The 16,897-nt window shown below is 29.5% G+C and carries 14 protein-coding genes and 2 rRNA genes; 3 read left to right on the plus strand and 13 right to left on the minus strand.

The window, feature by feature from the left end:
* Positions 1–1,788 carry an NADH-dependent [FeFe] hydrogenase, group A6 gene (locus I2A66_RS06940; RefSeq protein ID WP_122638898.1) on the plus strand — a complete coding sequence of 596 codons (1,788 nt, stop codon included), beginning with the start codon at positions 1–3 and terminating at the stop codon, positions 1,786–1,788.
* 63 nt (positions 1,789–1,851) lie between these two features.
* On the opposite strand, the gene hprK is transcribed toward I2A66_RS06940, so the two are convergent.
* The 4 genes from hprK to uvrB all read right to left on the minus strand — a co-directional run bounded on the left by hprK (position 1,852) and on the right by uvrB (position 9,558).
* A complete protein-coding gene (hprK, locus tag I2A66_RS06945) occupies positions 1,852–2,781 on the minus strand; it encodes an HPr(Ser) kinase/phosphatase (protein ID WP_122638897.1) in 930 nt (309 codons plus the stop codon).
* 6 nt (positions 2,782–2,787) lie between these two features.
* Positions 2,788–4,602 carry an excinuclease ABC subunit UvrC gene (gene uvrC / locus I2A66_RS06950; RefSeq protein ID WP_147516669.1) on the minus strand — a complete coding sequence of 605 codons (1,815 nt, stop codon included), beginning with the start codon at positions 4,600–4,602 and terminating at the stop codon, positions 2,788–2,790.
* A 160-nt stretch (positions 4,603–4,762) separates the two neighbouring features.
* A complete protein-coding gene (uvrA, locus tag I2A66_RS06955) occupies positions 4,763–7,588 on the minus strand; it encodes an excinuclease ABC subunit UvrA (RefSeq protein ID WP_122638895.1) in 2,826 nt (941 codons plus the stop codon).
* Positions 7,588–9,558, minus strand: a complete 1,971-nt coding sequence (uvrB, locus tag I2A66_RS06960) for an excinuclease ABC subunit UvrB (RefSeq protein ID WP_147516670.1) — start codon at positions 9,556–9,558, stop codon at positions 7,588–7,590. The genes uvrA and uvrB overlap by 1 nt, the downstream gene beginning before the upstream one ends.
* 334 nt (positions 9,559–9,892) lie before the next feature.
* On the opposite strand from uvrB, the gene I2A66_RS06965 reads away from it, so the two are divergent.
* Positions 9,893–10,207, plus strand: coding sequence for a hypothetical protein (locus I2A66_RS06965; protein ID WP_122638893.1), 315 nt, complete (start codon positions 9,893–9,895; stop codon positions 10,205–10,207).
* Between the two features lie 21 nt (positions 10,208–10,228).
* The gene (nagA, locus tag I2A66_RS06970) at positions 10,229–11,332 is read left to right on the plus strand and encodes an N-acetylglucosamine-6-phosphate deacetylase (protein ID WP_195251300.1); all 1,104 of its coding nucleotides are present in this window, start codon (positions 10,229–10,231) and stop codon (positions 11,330–11,332) included.
* Between the two features lie 48 nt (positions 11,333–11,380).
* Here nagA and I2A66_RS06975 read toward each other — a convergent pair whose 3' ends face one another.
* From I2A66_RS06975 to I2A66_RS07015, 9 genes are all read right to left on the minus strand, one after another.
* Positions 11,381–12,202: a PTS system mannose/fructose/sorbose family transporter subunit IID gene (locus I2A66_RS06975; RefSeq protein WP_147516671.1), complete on the minus strand. Its 822-nt coding sequence runs from the start codon at positions 12,200–12,202 to the stop codon at positions 11,381–11,383.
* Positions 12,192–12,962 carry a PTS mannose/fructose/sorbose/N-acetylgalactosamine transporter subunit IIC gene (locus tag I2A66_RS06980; RefSeq protein ID WP_122638890.1) on the minus strand — a complete coding sequence of 257 codons (771 nt, stop codon included), beginning with the start codon at positions 12,960–12,962 and terminating at the stop codon, positions 12,192–12,194. Before I2A66_RS06980 ends, I2A66_RS06975 begins: the two co-directional genes overlap by 11 nt.
* Before the next feature lie 11 nt (positions 12,963–12,973).
* Positions 12,974–13,450: a PTS galactosamine transporter subunit IIB gene (gene agaB, locus I2A66_RS06985; RefSeq protein ID WP_122638889.1), complete on the minus strand. Its 477-nt coding sequence runs from the start codon at positions 13,448–13,450 to the stop codon at positions 12,974–12,976.
* A 22-nt stretch (positions 13,451–13,472) separates the two neighbouring features.
* Positions 13,473–14,423 (minus strand): 1-phosphofructokinase, encoded by a 951-nt coding sequence (gene pfkB, locus I2A66_RS06990; protein ID WP_122638888.1) that lies wholly within the window; start codon positions 14,421–14,423, stop codon positions 13,473–13,475.
* A gap of 13 nt (positions 14,424–14,436) precedes the next feature.
* Positions 14,437–15,612, minus strand: a complete 1,176-nt coding sequence (locus tag I2A66_RS06995) for an SIS domain-containing protein (RefSeq protein ID WP_122638887.1) — start codon at positions 15,610–15,612, stop codon at positions 14,437–14,439.
* 18 nt (positions 15,613–15,630) lie between these two features.
* A complete protein-coding gene (locus I2A66_RS07000) occupies positions 15,631–16,059 on the minus strand; it encodes a hypothetical protein (protein WP_122638886.1) in 429 nt (142 codons plus the stop codon).
* A gap of 106 nt (positions 16,060–16,165) precedes the next feature.
* Positions 16,166–16,447 carry a hypothetical protein gene (locus I2A66_RS07005; protein ID WP_122638885.1) on the minus strand — a complete coding sequence of 94 codons (282 nt, stop codon included), beginning with the start codon at positions 16,445–16,447 and terminating at the stop codon, positions 16,166–16,168.
* Between the two features lie 175 nt (positions 16,448–16,622).
* Positions 16,623–16,739, minus strand: a 5S ribosomal RNA gene (rrf, locus tag I2A66_RS07010).
* A gap of 81 nt (positions 16,740–16,820) precedes the next feature.
* Positions 16,821–16,897: ribosomal RNA gene (locus tag I2A66_RS07015) — 23S ribosomal RNA — on the minus strand; the annotation flags it as partial.

Consider the following 16,897-nt stretch of genomic DNA (forward strand, 5'->3'; position numbering starts at 1 on the left):
ATGAGTTTAGTTAATTTAACTATAAATGGCAAAGAAGTGTCTGTACCATCTGGTACAAAAATACTTGAAGCTGCGAAACAAGTAAATATTAATATACCTAATTTATGTCATTTAAAAATGGATGAAATAAATATGGTCAATCAATGTGCATCTTGTCGTGTATGTATGGTTAGTGCAGGTAAAAAATTAGTTCCTGCGTGTGGTACAAACGTTAAAGAAGGTATGGTTGTTAATACTAATACTCCAGAAGCATTAAGATTCCGTAAAAATGTTGTAGAACTATTATTATCAGACCATCCTCAAGATTGCTTATCTTGTTCTAAAAACGGAAAATGTGAATTACAAGATATAGCTGCTGAATTAGGAATAAGAAAAATTAGATTCAAAGGAGAACAGTCTAGTTCTCAAACTGATACATCATCTAAGTCTATAGTTAAAGACAATGATAAATGTATATTATGTAGAAGATGTGAAACTATGTGTAACGAAGTTCAAACTGTAGGTGTACTTTCAGGTGTTAACCGTGGATTTAATACTGAGGTTGGAACTTTCTTTGATGCTGATTTAGTTGATACTGAATGTACTTACTGTGGGCAATGTATAAGCGTTTGTCCAACAGGTGCTTTAATGGAAAAAGATAATACTACTGAGGTTTGGAATGCTTTAGGTCAAAAAGAAAAACCTGTAATGGTTCAAATAGCACCTGCTGTAAGAGTTGGTATAAGTGAAGAGTTTGGATTAGATGCAGGTTCTATATCTACAGGTAAACTAGTATCTGCTCTAAAACTGTTAGGTTTTGACTATGTATTTGATACTAACTTTGCTGCAGATTTAACTATAATGGAAGAAGGTACTGAGTTTATAGGAAGACTACAAAGCGGTCAAAATCTTCCTATATTAACAAGTTGCTGCCCTGCTTGGGTTAACTTTGTAGAACTTCAATACCCTGATTTAATAAATCACTTATCTACTTGTAGATCTCCTCAAGGTATGTTCTCACCTATAGCTAGATATTACTTTGCTAATAAGGTTCTAAATAAGAAACCTGATGAAGTTACTATAGTATCTATAATGCCTTGTGTAGCTAAAAAATATGAAATTTCTAGAGAAGAATTAGGTCAAGATGAAATACTCGATACTGACATATCTATAACAGTTAGAGAATTAGCTAGAATGATAAAAGAGGCAGGTATAGATTTAACTAACTTAGAAGAATCTGAATTTGATAGTCCTTTAGGATACTCTACTGGTGCTGCCGACATATTTGGTGTTACTGGTGGAGTTTTAGAAGCTGCTCTTCGTACAGCTTACGAAGTTATAACTAAAGAAACATTAGAAAACATAGATTTCACTGCTGTAAGAGGAATGGAAGGAATAAAAGAAGCTAGCATAGATATTAATGGAACTACTGTTAATGTAGCTGCTGCAAGTAGTTTAGGAAATGCTAGAGTTCTTATGGATGAATTAAGAGCTGGTAAATCAAAGTATCATATAATAGAAATAATGGCTTGTCCTGGTGGATGTGTAGCTGGTGGTGGTCAACCATTCCACGGTGGAGATTATGCTAAAATTAAAGCTAGAGGTGCTGGTCTATATCAAATAGATGCTAATAAACCTCTACGTAAATCTCATGAAAATCCAGATATTCAAAAACTATATGCTGACTTTTTAGGAGAGCCAAATGGTCATACAGCTCATAAATATTTGCATACTCACTACTTCGATAGAAGCAATGTATATGGCGAATATGTTCAAGAAGCTGAATTAGCCACTGAGGGAGCAGAATAATAAAAGAAAAGCTGTAATAGTTTCTACTATTACAGCTTTTCTTCTTAATATATAACATGAATCCTATTTGTTTTCAATCAAATCAGACAGCTTTTTTGTGAATTCTTGAGCTGCATCATATCCCATTCCTTTTTGACGGAAATTCATTGCTGCAACTTCTATAATCATCGCTGTATTTCTACCAGGTTTCACTGGAACTACTAATCTCTCTACCTTTTCTCCTAAAATTTCTTCATATTCTTTGTCTAATCCTAATCTATCGTAATACTTATTTTCATCCCAACCTTCTAAGTGAATTACTAGATCAATTTTCTTAGAGTTTTTAATTGCTCCTACTCCATATAAACTTCTTACATCAATAATACCAATTCCTCGTATTTCTAAAAAGTGTCTTAATAGCTCAGGTGATTGACCTACTAAAAAACTTTCATCTAATTTTCTTATTTCAACAGCATCATCAGCTACTAATCTATGACCTCTTTGTATAAGCTCTAAAGCAGTTTCTGATTTACCAATGCTACTTTCACCTTTTATAAGAACACCTATACCGTATACATCGACTAACACTCCATGTATAGTTGTATGTGGTGCTAATTTATTGTCTAAATAACTTGATAATGAATTCATAATCCTAGTTGTGTTTCTTCTCGTACTTAAGACTACTCTATTATATTTTTTAGCCTTTTCTATAACATCTGGCTTAACTTCTAAATCTCTAGAAACTATTAATGCAGGTATTTCATAAGAAAAGAATTTATCTAATACATCTTCTCTTGTATCTTTATCCATATTACTAAAATAATTATACTCAGCTTTTCCTACTATTTGTAATCTTTCATATGCAAAATACTCAAAATATCCCGCAAACTGAAGCCCAGTTCTATTTAAGTCTTGAGAAGTAACGTAATATTCCTTTCCTTCTGGCATATATACGACCTTTAAATTTAAGTCTTTTATTATATCATTTATTGACACCCTATCTAAGTATTTCATATTATTTTACTGTCCCTTCTTAAAAAAATTATATACATTTTCAGCAGATACTTTATTCATTCCTTCTACTTGTGCTAATTCTTCAATACTAGCATCTTTTATAGCATCTACATCTTTGAAATAAGCTAGTAAAGCTTTCTTTCTTTTTTCCCCTATACCTTGTATATCATCTAAAATAGACTTTGTCAAAGACTTATTTCTTAAACTTCTATGATAAGTAATTGCATAGTTATGAACTTCTTCTTGTATGCTTGCTACAAATCTGTATAAATTACTAGTCTTATCTAGTTCTATTTCTTTTTCCTTTGAGATTAATCCTTTTGTCCTATGTTTATCATCTTTGTACATTCCCCATAATGGAATTTCCAAGCTATATTTATCTAAAACTTTTTGTACAGAGCTAACCTGACCTTTTCCTCCATCTAATAAGATTAAATCTGGCAATTCTCCATATTTTAATCTTCTCTCTACTATTTCTGCCATAGAATCATAATCATTCGGTCCTATTACAGTCTTTATCTTATATCTTCTATATTCCTTTTTATCTTTTTTACCGTTAGTAAATACAACCATTGACCCTATTGAATCAACACCTTGTATGTTAGATATATCAAAAGATTCTATTCTTTTTGGAATTTCATCTAAGTTAAGTAGTTCCTTTAATTGTTCTAATGCACCAGTAGTCTTTTCATACTTGCGTTTATTTAACTCTGAAAATTTTTCAAGATACTCTACTGCATTTTTTCTTACCATTTCTACTAAACTCTTTTTTTCTCCTTTTTGAGGAATTCTTATACTTACCTTTGAACCCCGTTTTGATGATAACCATTCTTCTAATATAAAGTTATCTTCGATTTCATCTTCTATAATTAACTCCCTAGGTATATATTCTTGTTCCATATAAAACTGTTTTACAAATGAACCTAAAATAGATTCTCTCGAACTATCCATAACTCCAGTTAACATAAAATGCTCTCTTCCAACTATTTTTCCATTTCTTATAAAGAAAACTTGAACACAGGCTTCATCATGAGCTCTCGCCATAGCTATTACATCTTGATTTAAGTCAGATGTATTTGCATCTATTTTTTGTTTTTGCATCATCTCTTCTAAACTTCTTATCTTATCTCGATAAATAGCTGCATCTTCAAAATTAAATTCCATTGCACATCTATTCATTTTTTCTTTTAATATTTCAATTAATTTCTCTTCTTTTCCTGATAAAAATAGTATTATTTCTTCTACCATTTTATTATACTCTTCTTTTTTAACACTTCCTGTACAAGGTCCTGTACATTTATTTATATGCATGTTCAAGCAAGGTCTCATATTATTTTTTATAGCTTTATCTATATCTATATTACAGGTTCTAATTGGATAGGTATTTCTTATTATTTCTAAAGTGTCATTTACTGCGGTTAAGTTTGTATACGGTCCAAAATATTTAGCTTTATCTTTTAATACCTTTCTAACTTTTAATACTCTTGGATAATCCTCATTCGTTGTAACTTTTATATATGGATAAGTTTTATCATCTCTTAATAAAACGTTATATTTAGGCCTATATTGCTTTATTAAATTACATTCAAGTATTAAAGCTTCTAACTCAGAATCAGTTATAATATACTCAAAACTTGATATATTCTTTACCATTGATACAACTTTTGAAGAATGATTCTTTGATGATTGAAAGTATTGTCTAACTCTATTTTTTAAGGATATAGCTTTACCTACATAAATAATATTATTAAACTTGTCTTTCATAAGATATACTCCAGGCTCTGCTGGAAGATTTTTTAAATGCTCTTGTATATCAAACAAATTATATTTCCTCCAAAACTTAAATTTATATTAAAATTATACCCTAAAAAGTCAAAATCTCTCCAAATTAAGTTAATTATAAAAATTAATAACAAAGTACCCCCATATTTTAATTATTCATTTAAATAGGAGGTACTTATATATTAATCTTCAATGTTATCTATTCAAAATATCTTTTTAGGAATTTACCTGTATAAGAACCTTCCACTTGTGAAACTTCTCTTGGAGTACCTTTTGCAATTATAGTTCCCCCTTTATCTCCACCTTCTGGTCCTAAATCAATTATATAATCACATGTTTTTATAACATCTAAGTTGTGCTCTATTACAACAATTGTATTTCCTGTGTCTGCTAATCTTTGTAATACATCTATAAGTTTATCTACATCAGCCATATGAAGACCTGTTGTAGGCTCATCTAATATATATAGCGTTTTTCCAGTTGGTCTCTTACTTAATTCTGTTGCAAGCTTAATTCTTTGTGCCTCACCACCCGATAACTGTGTTGATGGCTGACCTAGTTTTATATATGAAAGTCCAACATCCATTAATGTTTCTAACTTTCTCTTTATACCAGGTATATTTTCAAAGAATTCAAGAGCTTCTTCAACATTCATATCAAGTATGTCTGCAATGGTCTTATCTTTATATTTCACTTGAAGAGTTTCTCTATTATATCTTTCTCCTTTACATACTTCACAAGGTACATAGACATCAGGTAAGAAATGCATTTCTATCTTTATTATACCGTCGCCTTTACAAGCCTCGCATCTTCCACCCTTTACATTAAAACTAAATCTACCTTTTTTATAACCTCTAGCTTTTGCCTCATTAGTTGCTGCAAATAAATCTCTTATTTGATCAAATACTCCTGTATATGTTGCTGGATTTGATCTTGGAGTTCTTCCTATTGGACTTTGATCGATATTTATTACTTTATCTATATTTTCTATTCCTTTTATTTCTTTGTGCTTTCCAGGTCTCTGTCTTAGTCTATTAACTTTAGCTGCTATTCCTGTATATAAAATATCATTAATTAATGTACTTTTTCCTGATCCAGAAACACCTGTTATACATATAAACTTTCCTAGAGGAAACTTAACACTTATATTTTTTAAGTTATTTTCAGTAGCTTTAATAACTTCTATAAAACTTCCATTTCCATCTCTAGTTTTTTCTGGAATCATAATTTGTTTTTTACCGCTTAAATATTGACCTGTTATAGAATTTTCATTTTCTAGTATTTCATCTAATGTTCCTTCTGCAACTATTTGTCCACCATGTACACCCGCGCCAGGACCAATATCTACTACATAATCCGCTTCTCTCATAGTATCTTCATCATGCTCAACAACTATAAGAGTATTTCCTAAATCCGTTAAATGTCTTAATGTAGATATAAGTCTATCATTATCTCTTTGGTGCAAACCTATACTCGGCTCATCTAGAACATATAGTACACCTACTAATGCAGAACCTATTTGAGTAGCAAGTCTTATACGTTGTGCTTCTCCTCCTGATAAAGTTCCTGCTTTTCTAGATAAGTTTAAATAATCTAATCCTACATCTTTTAGGAATGATGCCCTTCCTTTTATTTCTTTTAATATCTCATGAGCTATAAACTTTTGTTTTTCTGTCAATTTTACATTTTCTATAAACTCAATAAGCTCATTTACAGATAAATCAGTTACTTGCATTATATTTTTATTTCCAACTAAAACAGATAAAACTTCTTTTCTAAGTCTTGACCCTTTACATTTTGGACAAGGTCTTTCTGCCATAAACTCTTCTATTTTTTCTCTAGAATAATCAGAATTAGTTTCTCTATATCTTCTTTCTAAGTTTACTATAACCCCCTCAAAAGGAGCCTTATATTCTCTTCTTCCTCCAAACTTAGAATCAAAAATAAATTCTACCATTATATTATTTTCACCATAAAGTAATTCTTGTACGAAATCGTCTGGCAAGTCTTTAAATGGAGTATCTAATGACACATTAAAGTGAGCAGCTAAGCTTTGAACCATTTTGCTATAATATGTATCATCACTTGTACTTACTGATCCCCATGCCGCTATCGCACCTTGTTTTATAGATAAATCTTTATTTGGTATAACAAGTTCTGGATCAACTTCCTTGCTTTCACCAAGCCCATTACATACAGTACATGCTCCAAAAGGGGCATTAAATGAAAACATTCTTGGAGATAATTCTTCAATTCCTATACCATGTTCTGGACATGCAAACTTAGTTGAGTAAAGAATTTCTTCTCCATCTATTATTTGAGCTATTACAAGTCCATCTGATAACTTGACTGCGGTTTCTATTGAATCTGCTAATCTAGATTCTATTCCATCTTTAACTATTATTCTATCTACAACAACCTCTATATCGTGCTTTTGATTTTTATTTAATTCAAATTCATCAGTAACTTCGTAATTTTCTCCATCTACTCTAATTCTTACGAAACCTTCTTTTTTTATGTTCTCTATAATCTTTTTATGAGTTCCTTTTTGACCTCTAACTACTGGTGATAGTAATTGTAACTTTGTTCTCTCTGGAAATTCTAATATTTTATCTACTATTTCTTGAATAGTCATTTGACTTATTTTTTCTCCACAAACAGGACAATGAACATCTCCAACCCTTGCAAATAATAATCTTAAGTAATCATAAATTTCTGTAACCGTTCCAACTGTTGAACGTGGATTTTTAGATGTTGTTTTTTGATCTATTGATATTGCAGGGGATAAACCTTCTATATATTCAACATTTGGTTTTTCCATTTGACCTAAAAACTGTCTTGCATATGCAGATAGACTTTCAACATATCTTCTTTGACCTTCTGCATATATAGTATCAAATGCTAAAGAAGATTTTCCTGATCCTGATAATCCTGTAAATACTATAAATTTATTTCTAGGAAGTTCCAAATCAACATCTTTTAAATTATGTTCTTTGGCGCCTTTAATTATGATTTTGTCTTCCATTAATTCTTAATCCTTTCTTCTAACTGTTTTATCTTATCTCTAAGTTCAGCTGCTCTTTCAAACTGTAAATTCTGTGCAGCTTCCATCATTTCTGATTGTAGTATAGCTATGTTAATTTTAATTTCCTCTATATAATCTGTATCTTTAATTCCATATACAACTTCTTCATCTGCAACTTTAGTAGCTTCTATACTATCTCTAATACTCTTTTGTATTGTTTTAGGTATAATTCCATGCTCTTTATTATATAAAGACTGTATTTCTCTTCTTCTCTTAGTTTCTTCAATAGTTGCTTGCATAGATCTAGTTATCTTATCTGCATACATTATTACCTTACCTTCTGAGTTTCTAGCTGCACGACCTACAGTTTGTATTAACGAAGTTTCAGAACGTAAGAAACCTTCCTTATCAGCATCTAAAATTGCTACTAAAGAAACTTCTGGTATATCTAATCCTTCTCTTAGTAAGTTTATACCGACTAAGACATCAAATTTTCCTAATCTTAAATCTCTTATTATTTCTGTTCTTTCTAATGTATCTATATCTGAGTGAAGATATTTTACTTTTATACCAATTTCTTTCAGATAATTTGTTAAGTCTTCACTCATTTTCTTAGTTAGTGTAGTTATTAATACTCTTTCACCTTTTTCTATTACTGTATTAATCTCTCCAACTAAGTTATCTATTTGATTTTCAATTGGTCTTACTTCTATAATAGGGTCTAATAAACCTGTAGGTCTTATTATTTGCTCTGCTATAGTTTCAGAATGTTCTAGTTCATATGGTCCAGGTGTTGCTGTTACAAATAGTATTTGATTTATATTTTCTTCAAATTCTTCAAAATTTAAAGGTCTATTATCATATGCTGATGGTAATCTAAATCCATTCTCTATAAGAGAAGTTTTTCTTGATCTATCTCCTCCATACATACCTCTTACTTGAGGTATTGTAACATGAGATTCATCTACTATCATTAAATAATCATCTGGAAAGAAATCCATTAAAGTATATGGTTTTTCTCCAGGATTTCTACCCGTTATATGTCTAGAATAATTCTCTATTCCTTGGCAGAATCCAATTTCTTTTAACATTTCTATATCATATTTTGTTCTTTGTTCTATTCTCTGAGCTTCTAATAATTTATCATTTGCTCTAAAATAATCAGCTCTATCTTTTAATTCTTTTTCTATTGCAACTATAGCTTTTTCTATTCTTTCTGGAGTTGTAACATAATGAGATGCAGGGAATATAACAACATGATTTCTTACCCCTGCAATTTTCCCAGTAACATAATCTATCTCAGTTATTCTATCTATCTCATCTCCAAAAAATTCAATTCTAATAGCTTTTTCATCATTACTAGCTGGGAAAATTTCTAATATATCTCCTCTTACTCTAAAAGTACCTCTAGTAAAGTTTATATCATTTCTCTCATATTGAATTTCTATTAAACGCTTTATAATATCATCTCTATCTTTTTGCATACCAGGTCTTAAAGATACCATAAGTTCTTTATAATCCTCTGGGTCACCTAACCCATAAATACAAGATACTGATGATATTATTATTACGTCTCTTCTTTCTAATATAGATGCTGTTGCTGAATGTCTTAGCTTATCTATTTCATCATTTATACTTGCATCTTTTTCTATATACGTATCACTATGAGCTACATATGCTTCCGGCTGATAATAATCATAATAACTTACAAAATATTCAACTGCATTATCTGGGAAAAACTCTTTAAATTCACTATATAGCTGTGCTGCTAGTGTCTTATTATGAGCAAGTATTAAAGTTGGTTTTTTTACCTCTTGTATTATATTGGCCATAGTAAAAGTTTTTCCTGAACCAGTAACTCCTAATAATGTTGAAAATTTTTCATCATTATTTATTGCAGTAACAATTGACTTAATAGCTTGTGGTTGATCTCCTGTAGGCTTAAATTCTGAATTTATATTAAAGTCCACAATATCACTCCTTTCCGAACATTCGTTCCTAATAAGTATAATTATATCATAATATAAATATTATCTATTAATTAAAATAACTTTTTTTACATATTTTACCCAATTAATTCATATTTAATTGCATACATAAATTACAAAAAAATAAAGATCTCTATGGGGGATAGAGATCTTTTAAAATGGGGGAGATTGAGTAATTTTTATTTATTAAGTTTTACATTTTTATTATGTCCGTCCATAAAAATCTTTATACATTTATTTTTTAATTTCATTAAATTTATAATAAAATACACTATAATTTAATTAAGAGAAAATATAAAAAAGGGGGGAATCTACTATGATGCTAGCTATAAAAATAGTTTTAATTCTATTTTTAACTTTTAATATTTTCACATATGTTAGAAGAATTATTTCACCAAGAATAACACAAAAAGAAGAAAACTTAATAAGAATAGAAACTCTTTCTCTTAAGTTTGTTTCTATAATTGAAATCCTATCTTCTTCTTTAGTTATTCTATATATAATATTTAATGAATTAAATATTATATCATTAATTCGTCTTTTCTTATTTATAGCTTGTATAAAAATTTCTTTAGCGTGTGTTGTTGCTTTTATAATTTATAAATTCAGCTATAAAACTGCAAAAAAATAATATTAAAGGGAGGATAATTTAGTGATAAAAGTTTTAACAAATACTAATATCTTTATTGATAATGGTAAAATTTCTGATCATGGAGATAAGATTCACATTCCTAAAGGATATTTTGCAGTACCAGGTTTTATCGATGTACATATACATGGATCTCATGGTGCTGATGCTATGGATGCTAGTTTAGAAACACTTGATACAATAGTAAAAACTTTATCAAAAGAAGGTGTCACATCATTTTTACCAACCACTATGACTCAAAAAGTATCAAATATAAATAAATCATTAAATAATATCTCAGAGTATATAGATAATAATAATAATATAATAGGCCAACCAGAAATACTCGGAATACACTTAGAAGGCCCATTTATAAGTCCTAAATTTAAAGGGGCTCAGCCAGAAAACTTTATTTTGAAACCTACTATAGATTCATTTAAAATATTTGAAAATGAGTCTAATAAAAAAATAAAAAAAGTCACTTATGCTCCTGAATTAGATGATAACTTTGAATTTACTAAGTATTTATCTGAAAATAATATAATTCCATCTGTTGGACATAGTTCTGCTACCTTTGAGGATGTTGAGAAAGCTATTTCTTTTGGTCTTAATAGTGTAACTCACTTCCATAATGGTCAAAGTCCTCATCACCATAGAAATCCAGGTGTAGTAACAGCTGGATTTACTTTTGATGAGCTAAATACAGAAATCATTGTTGATGGCGTACATCTTCATCCTAATACTATAAAGTCTATAATTAAAATTAAAGGACCTAATAATGTTACTCTGATAACAGATGCTATGAGGGCTAAAGGATTGCCTGATGGACCATCTGAGTTAGGTGGTCAAAAAGTAGTTAAATGCGGTAATCAGGTTCGACTAGAAACTGGATCTCTAGCTGGAAGTGTTAACACAATGATAAATAGTATCCATAATGTTATGGAATTTTCTGGTTGTTCATTAGAAGATGCAATTACTATGGCAAGTACAAATCCTGCTAAACAATTAGGATTATTAACTAGAAAAGGTAGTTTGGATATAGGTAAGGATGCAGATATTGTTATTTTAGATAATGAGTATAATATAATAAAAACTATCTGTCGCGGTAAAGTATCATTTGAGAAATAAATAAAAAAAATCTAGTCATTATCTAAATGACTAGATTTTTTATTTACTTTAGAATAAACCTACTAAAGCCCCTAATAAACCTATAACTACTAATATACATATATTTATTAATGGACTTACATTTTTCTTAACTAATCCATACATTCCAAATGTTAATAATAATGGTATTAATTTTGGCATTATTCCATCTAATACTTCTTGTATAACAACACTTGTTTCACCTATTGGTATTTGTAATACTATATCAAACCCAACATAAGAAGCGATTAAAGCGCCAACTACTATTAAACCAAGTATTGTTGCAGAATGTGTAAATTGTTTTGCATATTTAGTCATAGTTTGTATACCATCCATACCAACCTTATAAGACCAATGCATCAACCAATATCTTAAACCAAATTGGACTACATTAAATAATAATAAGAAAACTATTGGACCTAAAATACTACCTTGGAGTGCTAAGTTAGCACCAATACCTGCAGCTATTGGAGTTAATGTAAACCAGAATATAGCATCACCAATTCCTCCTAAAGGTCCCATTGCTGCAACTCTTATTGATCTTATTGTTTGTACATCAGCTTTTCTTTGTTCTAATGATAAAACTATTCCCATTACAAAAGTTACTAAAAATGGATGAGTATTAAAAAATTCTAGGTTATGAGTCATTGAAGTTGATAAATCTTCTTTATTTTTATGGATTTCTTGTAATCCTGGTAGTATTCCATATAACCATCCACAAGATTGCATTCTTTCATAGTTAAATGATGCTTGTAAAAATAATGATCTCCATACCATTTTATTAAGTATTTTTTTACTTAACTTTGGAGCTTCTTGTTGATCTACATAATAGCTTTTTGTATTAGATGCCATCAGTATCAGCCTCCTTTTTACTTGGCATATTTTTTACATTTATTTGGAAATCATAAACAGCTACTGCTACACCTATAAATGCTACTGCTAATAATGGTAAGTTCATATATGCAACAAGTACAAATCCCACAAAGATAAACATTGCAAGTTGCTTACTATACATAACTCTTAGTAGCATTCCAAATCCTAATGCTGGCATCATCTTACCTGCTGCAGACAATCCTGTAAATACCCAAGTTGGTACACTATTTGTTAATTGTTGACCTATTGCACTTCCTGCTAATAATCCAGCTAAAACTATTAAAGCAAATAATACTGCTAATAATCCCATTGTTAAATAATTTAATTTTACTATTCCTGATGGATTTGCTTCTTCTGCATATTTATCAGCTTTAACCATTAATGGAGATACTACCGTAAATAAAGCTGTTACTGCATATTGACCTAACAGTGCAAATGGTATTGCAAGTGGTAAAGCAGCTGCAACATCTAATTTTAAGCTTATACCAAATACTGTCGCCATTATTCCACCTATAACAGCATTAGGTGGCTGTGCACCTCCAACTGGCATTGCGCCTATCATCATAAGTTCATATGATGCACCTATCATAAGTCCAGTTTGTAAATCCCCCATAATAGCCCCTACTATTGGACCAATAACTATAGGTCTATATATAGACTCTAAAAAACTAAACTGGTCAATAGCTGCTATCATTGTTACAATAAGTATTAGTATTATTTGACCAAAACTTAAATCCATGATATTCCCCCCTATTCAAATAATTTATTTATATCTTCTGCTGATTCTGATGGAACACGACGTATTTCTAACTCTACTCCTAGTTCTTTTAACTTCTTAAATGTATCTACGTCACTTTGATCCACACAAACAGCTTTTGATATCTGATGTTTACCTTCTGCCATATGCATATTTCCTATATTAACTTTTTTTATAGGAACTCCACCTTCAACTAACTTTAAAACATCTTGAGGTGTTTCGCATATTATAGCTATCATTTGTGAAGCACTAGCTTTGTGTATTATTTTTATAGTTTTTTCTATTGAGAAATATCTAGTTTGTACCGCAGCTGGTGCTGCCATATCCATTAAATTTTGTCTAAATTCATTTTGCGAAACTTCATCATTAGCAACTAAAAGTAAGTTTGCTCCAACGCTTGCAGTCCACATTGTTGCAACTTGACCATGGATTAATCTATTATCAATTCTTGTTAATACTATATTTGGCATTAAAAACTCCCCCTTTTAATCTTTAAACTATAGTTTTTATATTAATCATTTTAAAAAATTCTTTTACTTGGCTTATATCGATATCTCCTGTTTTCACTTTTGTAGCATTACTCATGCCACAAGCATTTGCTAATTTAATAGTATCTTCAATTGAATAATCATTTAATAATCCATATGCAAATCCAGCTATACTGGCATCACCACTTCCAACTGGATTGATTGCCTTAATTTTAGGTATATCTACATCTAAAACTATTTCTTTATTAATAAATAGCATTCCATCTTTACCAAGAGATACAGCTATATTATTAGCACCTTTACTTATTAATTTATTAGCTGCATTTATTGCGTCTTTCTTAGTTTCGATTTTGATATTAGTTAAATATTCAAGTTCATCTTTATTGGGTTTGATTAAGAATGGATGTGAACTTAGTGCTAATTCTAAAAAATCACCACTCGCATCTAATATATATGTAATACTTTTTGATTCGCATATTTGACCTATTTCTTTATAAAAATTACTATCAATTCCCTTAGGTATACTTCCTGATACTACTAATATTTTTGTATTATTTAATGACTCTAACAAAGTTCTCTTAAATACTTCTATACTCTCTTCATCTATGGTTGGACCTTTTTCTAAAATTTCTGTACTAATTCCACTCTTATCTATTAAATTTAAACAAATCCTTGTTTCATCTTTAATATAAGTAAAATTTGATTGTATATTTTCCTTTTTTAATTCACCTTCGATAAATTTACCATTATATCCACCTAAAAAACCTATGCATCTTGGGCTATGTCCTAATAAATTACAAACTTTAGCAACATTTAATCCTTTACCTCCAGCTGTTATACTTACAGACTTAGCTCTTTGTACTTCTCCTAAGTTTAGTTTATCTAAAAAATACATTCTATCTATGGAAGGATTAAGAGTTACAATTGTTATTAACTCTCCTTTATTATTTTCCATAACCTAAAACCTCTTACATACAACATTCATGTATTATAACACCTTTTACTACCTTATTAACTTCACCTGTTGGACATGGATTATCTGGTGTAATACCTAATACTAAAGATTTATAAAATGAAAATATTTGACCAAATATTAACTGTTGTAATGCTAAAAATACTTCATTATCTTCACTAAAGCATAAGTCTTCTATTTCTACAAAATCATTTACTAACTCTTTTAAATCATTATCTATATTACATCCAACTAATAAAATTTTATCTTTCTTTCTTTGCTTAGACATTTCGTTTATTAAATCTACATCATATAGCCTACTATAAGGATTATTTGATAAGTAGAATATTGTAATTGTTTTATCATTAACTACTGATTTAGGTCCATGTCTAAACCCAAGTGGAGTATCATAGTTAGCATTAACTATACCACTAGTCAACTCTAGTAATTTTAATGCTGACTCTCTGGACATCCCTTTTAAAGATCCTAATCCTAAGTAAATTATACGTTCTACATATTCTTTAGCTAAATCTAGTATATGATTTATATTTTTTTCTATAAAGTTATCAACAGATGTAGATAGCTTTATAACATCCTTTAAATATGCGTCTATATGTTCAATTTTAAATATACCTATACAATTAAGTATCATTGTTGTAACACTAGATGTCATAGCAAAACCTTCATCATTACAAGCATCTGGCATTAGAATTACTAAGTTTTTATCATCATTTATACTATTTTTTGCTAAATGACCATCTTTATTGCATGTTATTACAATTTGATAAACATTATCTACATATTTATTAACAAGATCTACAGCTGCCACACTTTCTGGTGAGTTTCCTGATCTTGCAAAAGATATTAACACTGTTGGTCTATTCTTGTATAAATATTTAGCTGGAGTTCCAACTATATCCGTTGTTGCTATTGCCTCAACTGGCATTTGAAGAAATTCACTTAAATATGGTGCGCATATCTCACCGGCAAAAGCTGATGTTCCTGCTCCTGTAAGAATTATTCTTAAATTATCTTCTTTTAAAAAATTTTCCTTGAATTGTTTTATTTCATTGCTTTTTTTAGACATGTTTTTTATAGATTCAACCCAAACATCAGGTTGCTGACTTATTTCTTTTGCTGTATGATATGCCTTTTTATCCTTTAATTCTGATATATCTATTCCTAGATACATGATATCCCCCCTTATACTCTATATCCCTTCTTCTGAGAATTCTTTATTTTTATCCTTTTTTACAAGCTTAAATGAATTTATATTAGAGTTGCCAATTTTGATAATTGAGTCATTATCCATATCAATTTCAAATTGTGTATTCATACAAGTTTCTATTATCATAGCCATATTCGTTCCATAAAAAACTTCGATTCTATTATCTTCTAATTTTAATTCACATGCTACTTTAAATGGAGTACCCCCAACCACATCAGTAAAAATATAAATTTTATCTTTATCTTTTAATTCATTTAATTTTAATCTTACCTCATATTTGAATTCTTCTGGAGATTTCTCAGATGTAAAGTCTCCATATTTAATAAAATCAAATTTTCCTGCTATAATTTCTAAAGTGCTGTTAAGACCTGACCCAAAATTCCCATGACCAATTATTAATATACCGTTCATAAACACCTCCTAATAATATCTATTAAAAAAATAATTAAATATGTTAAATAAGCGCAATTAAAATTTTCTTAATAAAATTTTTTAATTACGCTCATTTAATTTTATGCTACATTAGTTTACTTCTATTACTATAATCTTTGTGTTCTCCATCATAATAATCTAATTCTGCAGTAACTCTAATAGTATGTCTGTTCTTATTGTAGTTTATCTTTAAATCTTCAAAATTAGCATCATCTGAATTACTTCTTAAATAGTTTCTAATTATATCTTCTCCTGATTTTACATCTACATCTTCATATGTTCCAAAATAAGCTGTATCACCTATTTCTAGTGTTAAATCATACTTACCATCTGTACGCTTTTTTCTCATTTCTCTCATATTATCCATAAGTTTACCTCCTTTTAATAAACAAAAGTGTTTATCTTTAAGTTTTCCAGATGTAGATTTTTTATTAAAAAAAAATAAAAGTGTAACTAATAAGTACACTTTTATTTTTATGATTATTTATAAAATTATAGAAATGCATAATTTTATAATTTATATTTTTACACAAAAAAAGATTACGTGGCTACGTCTTACTCTCCCGGGAGGTTGCCCTCCGAGTACCATCAGCGCTAAAGAGCTTAACTTCTGTGTTCGGAATGGGAACAGGTGTATCCTCTTTGCTATAATAACCACATAATCTTTCGATTAACTTATATTAAGTTTTAGAGTTAATACTCTAAAAACTGCATATCATTTATGATATATCATTTAAGTTTTGGTCAAGTCCTCGACCTATTAGTATCGATAAGCTAAATACATTACTGCACTTACACCTTCGACCTATCAACCAGG

The organism is Romboutsia sp. 1001713B170207_170306_H8 (genome assembly GCF_015550495.1).
GTDB lineage: Bacteria > Bacillota > Clostridia > Peptostreptococcales > Peptostreptococcaceae > Romboutsia_E.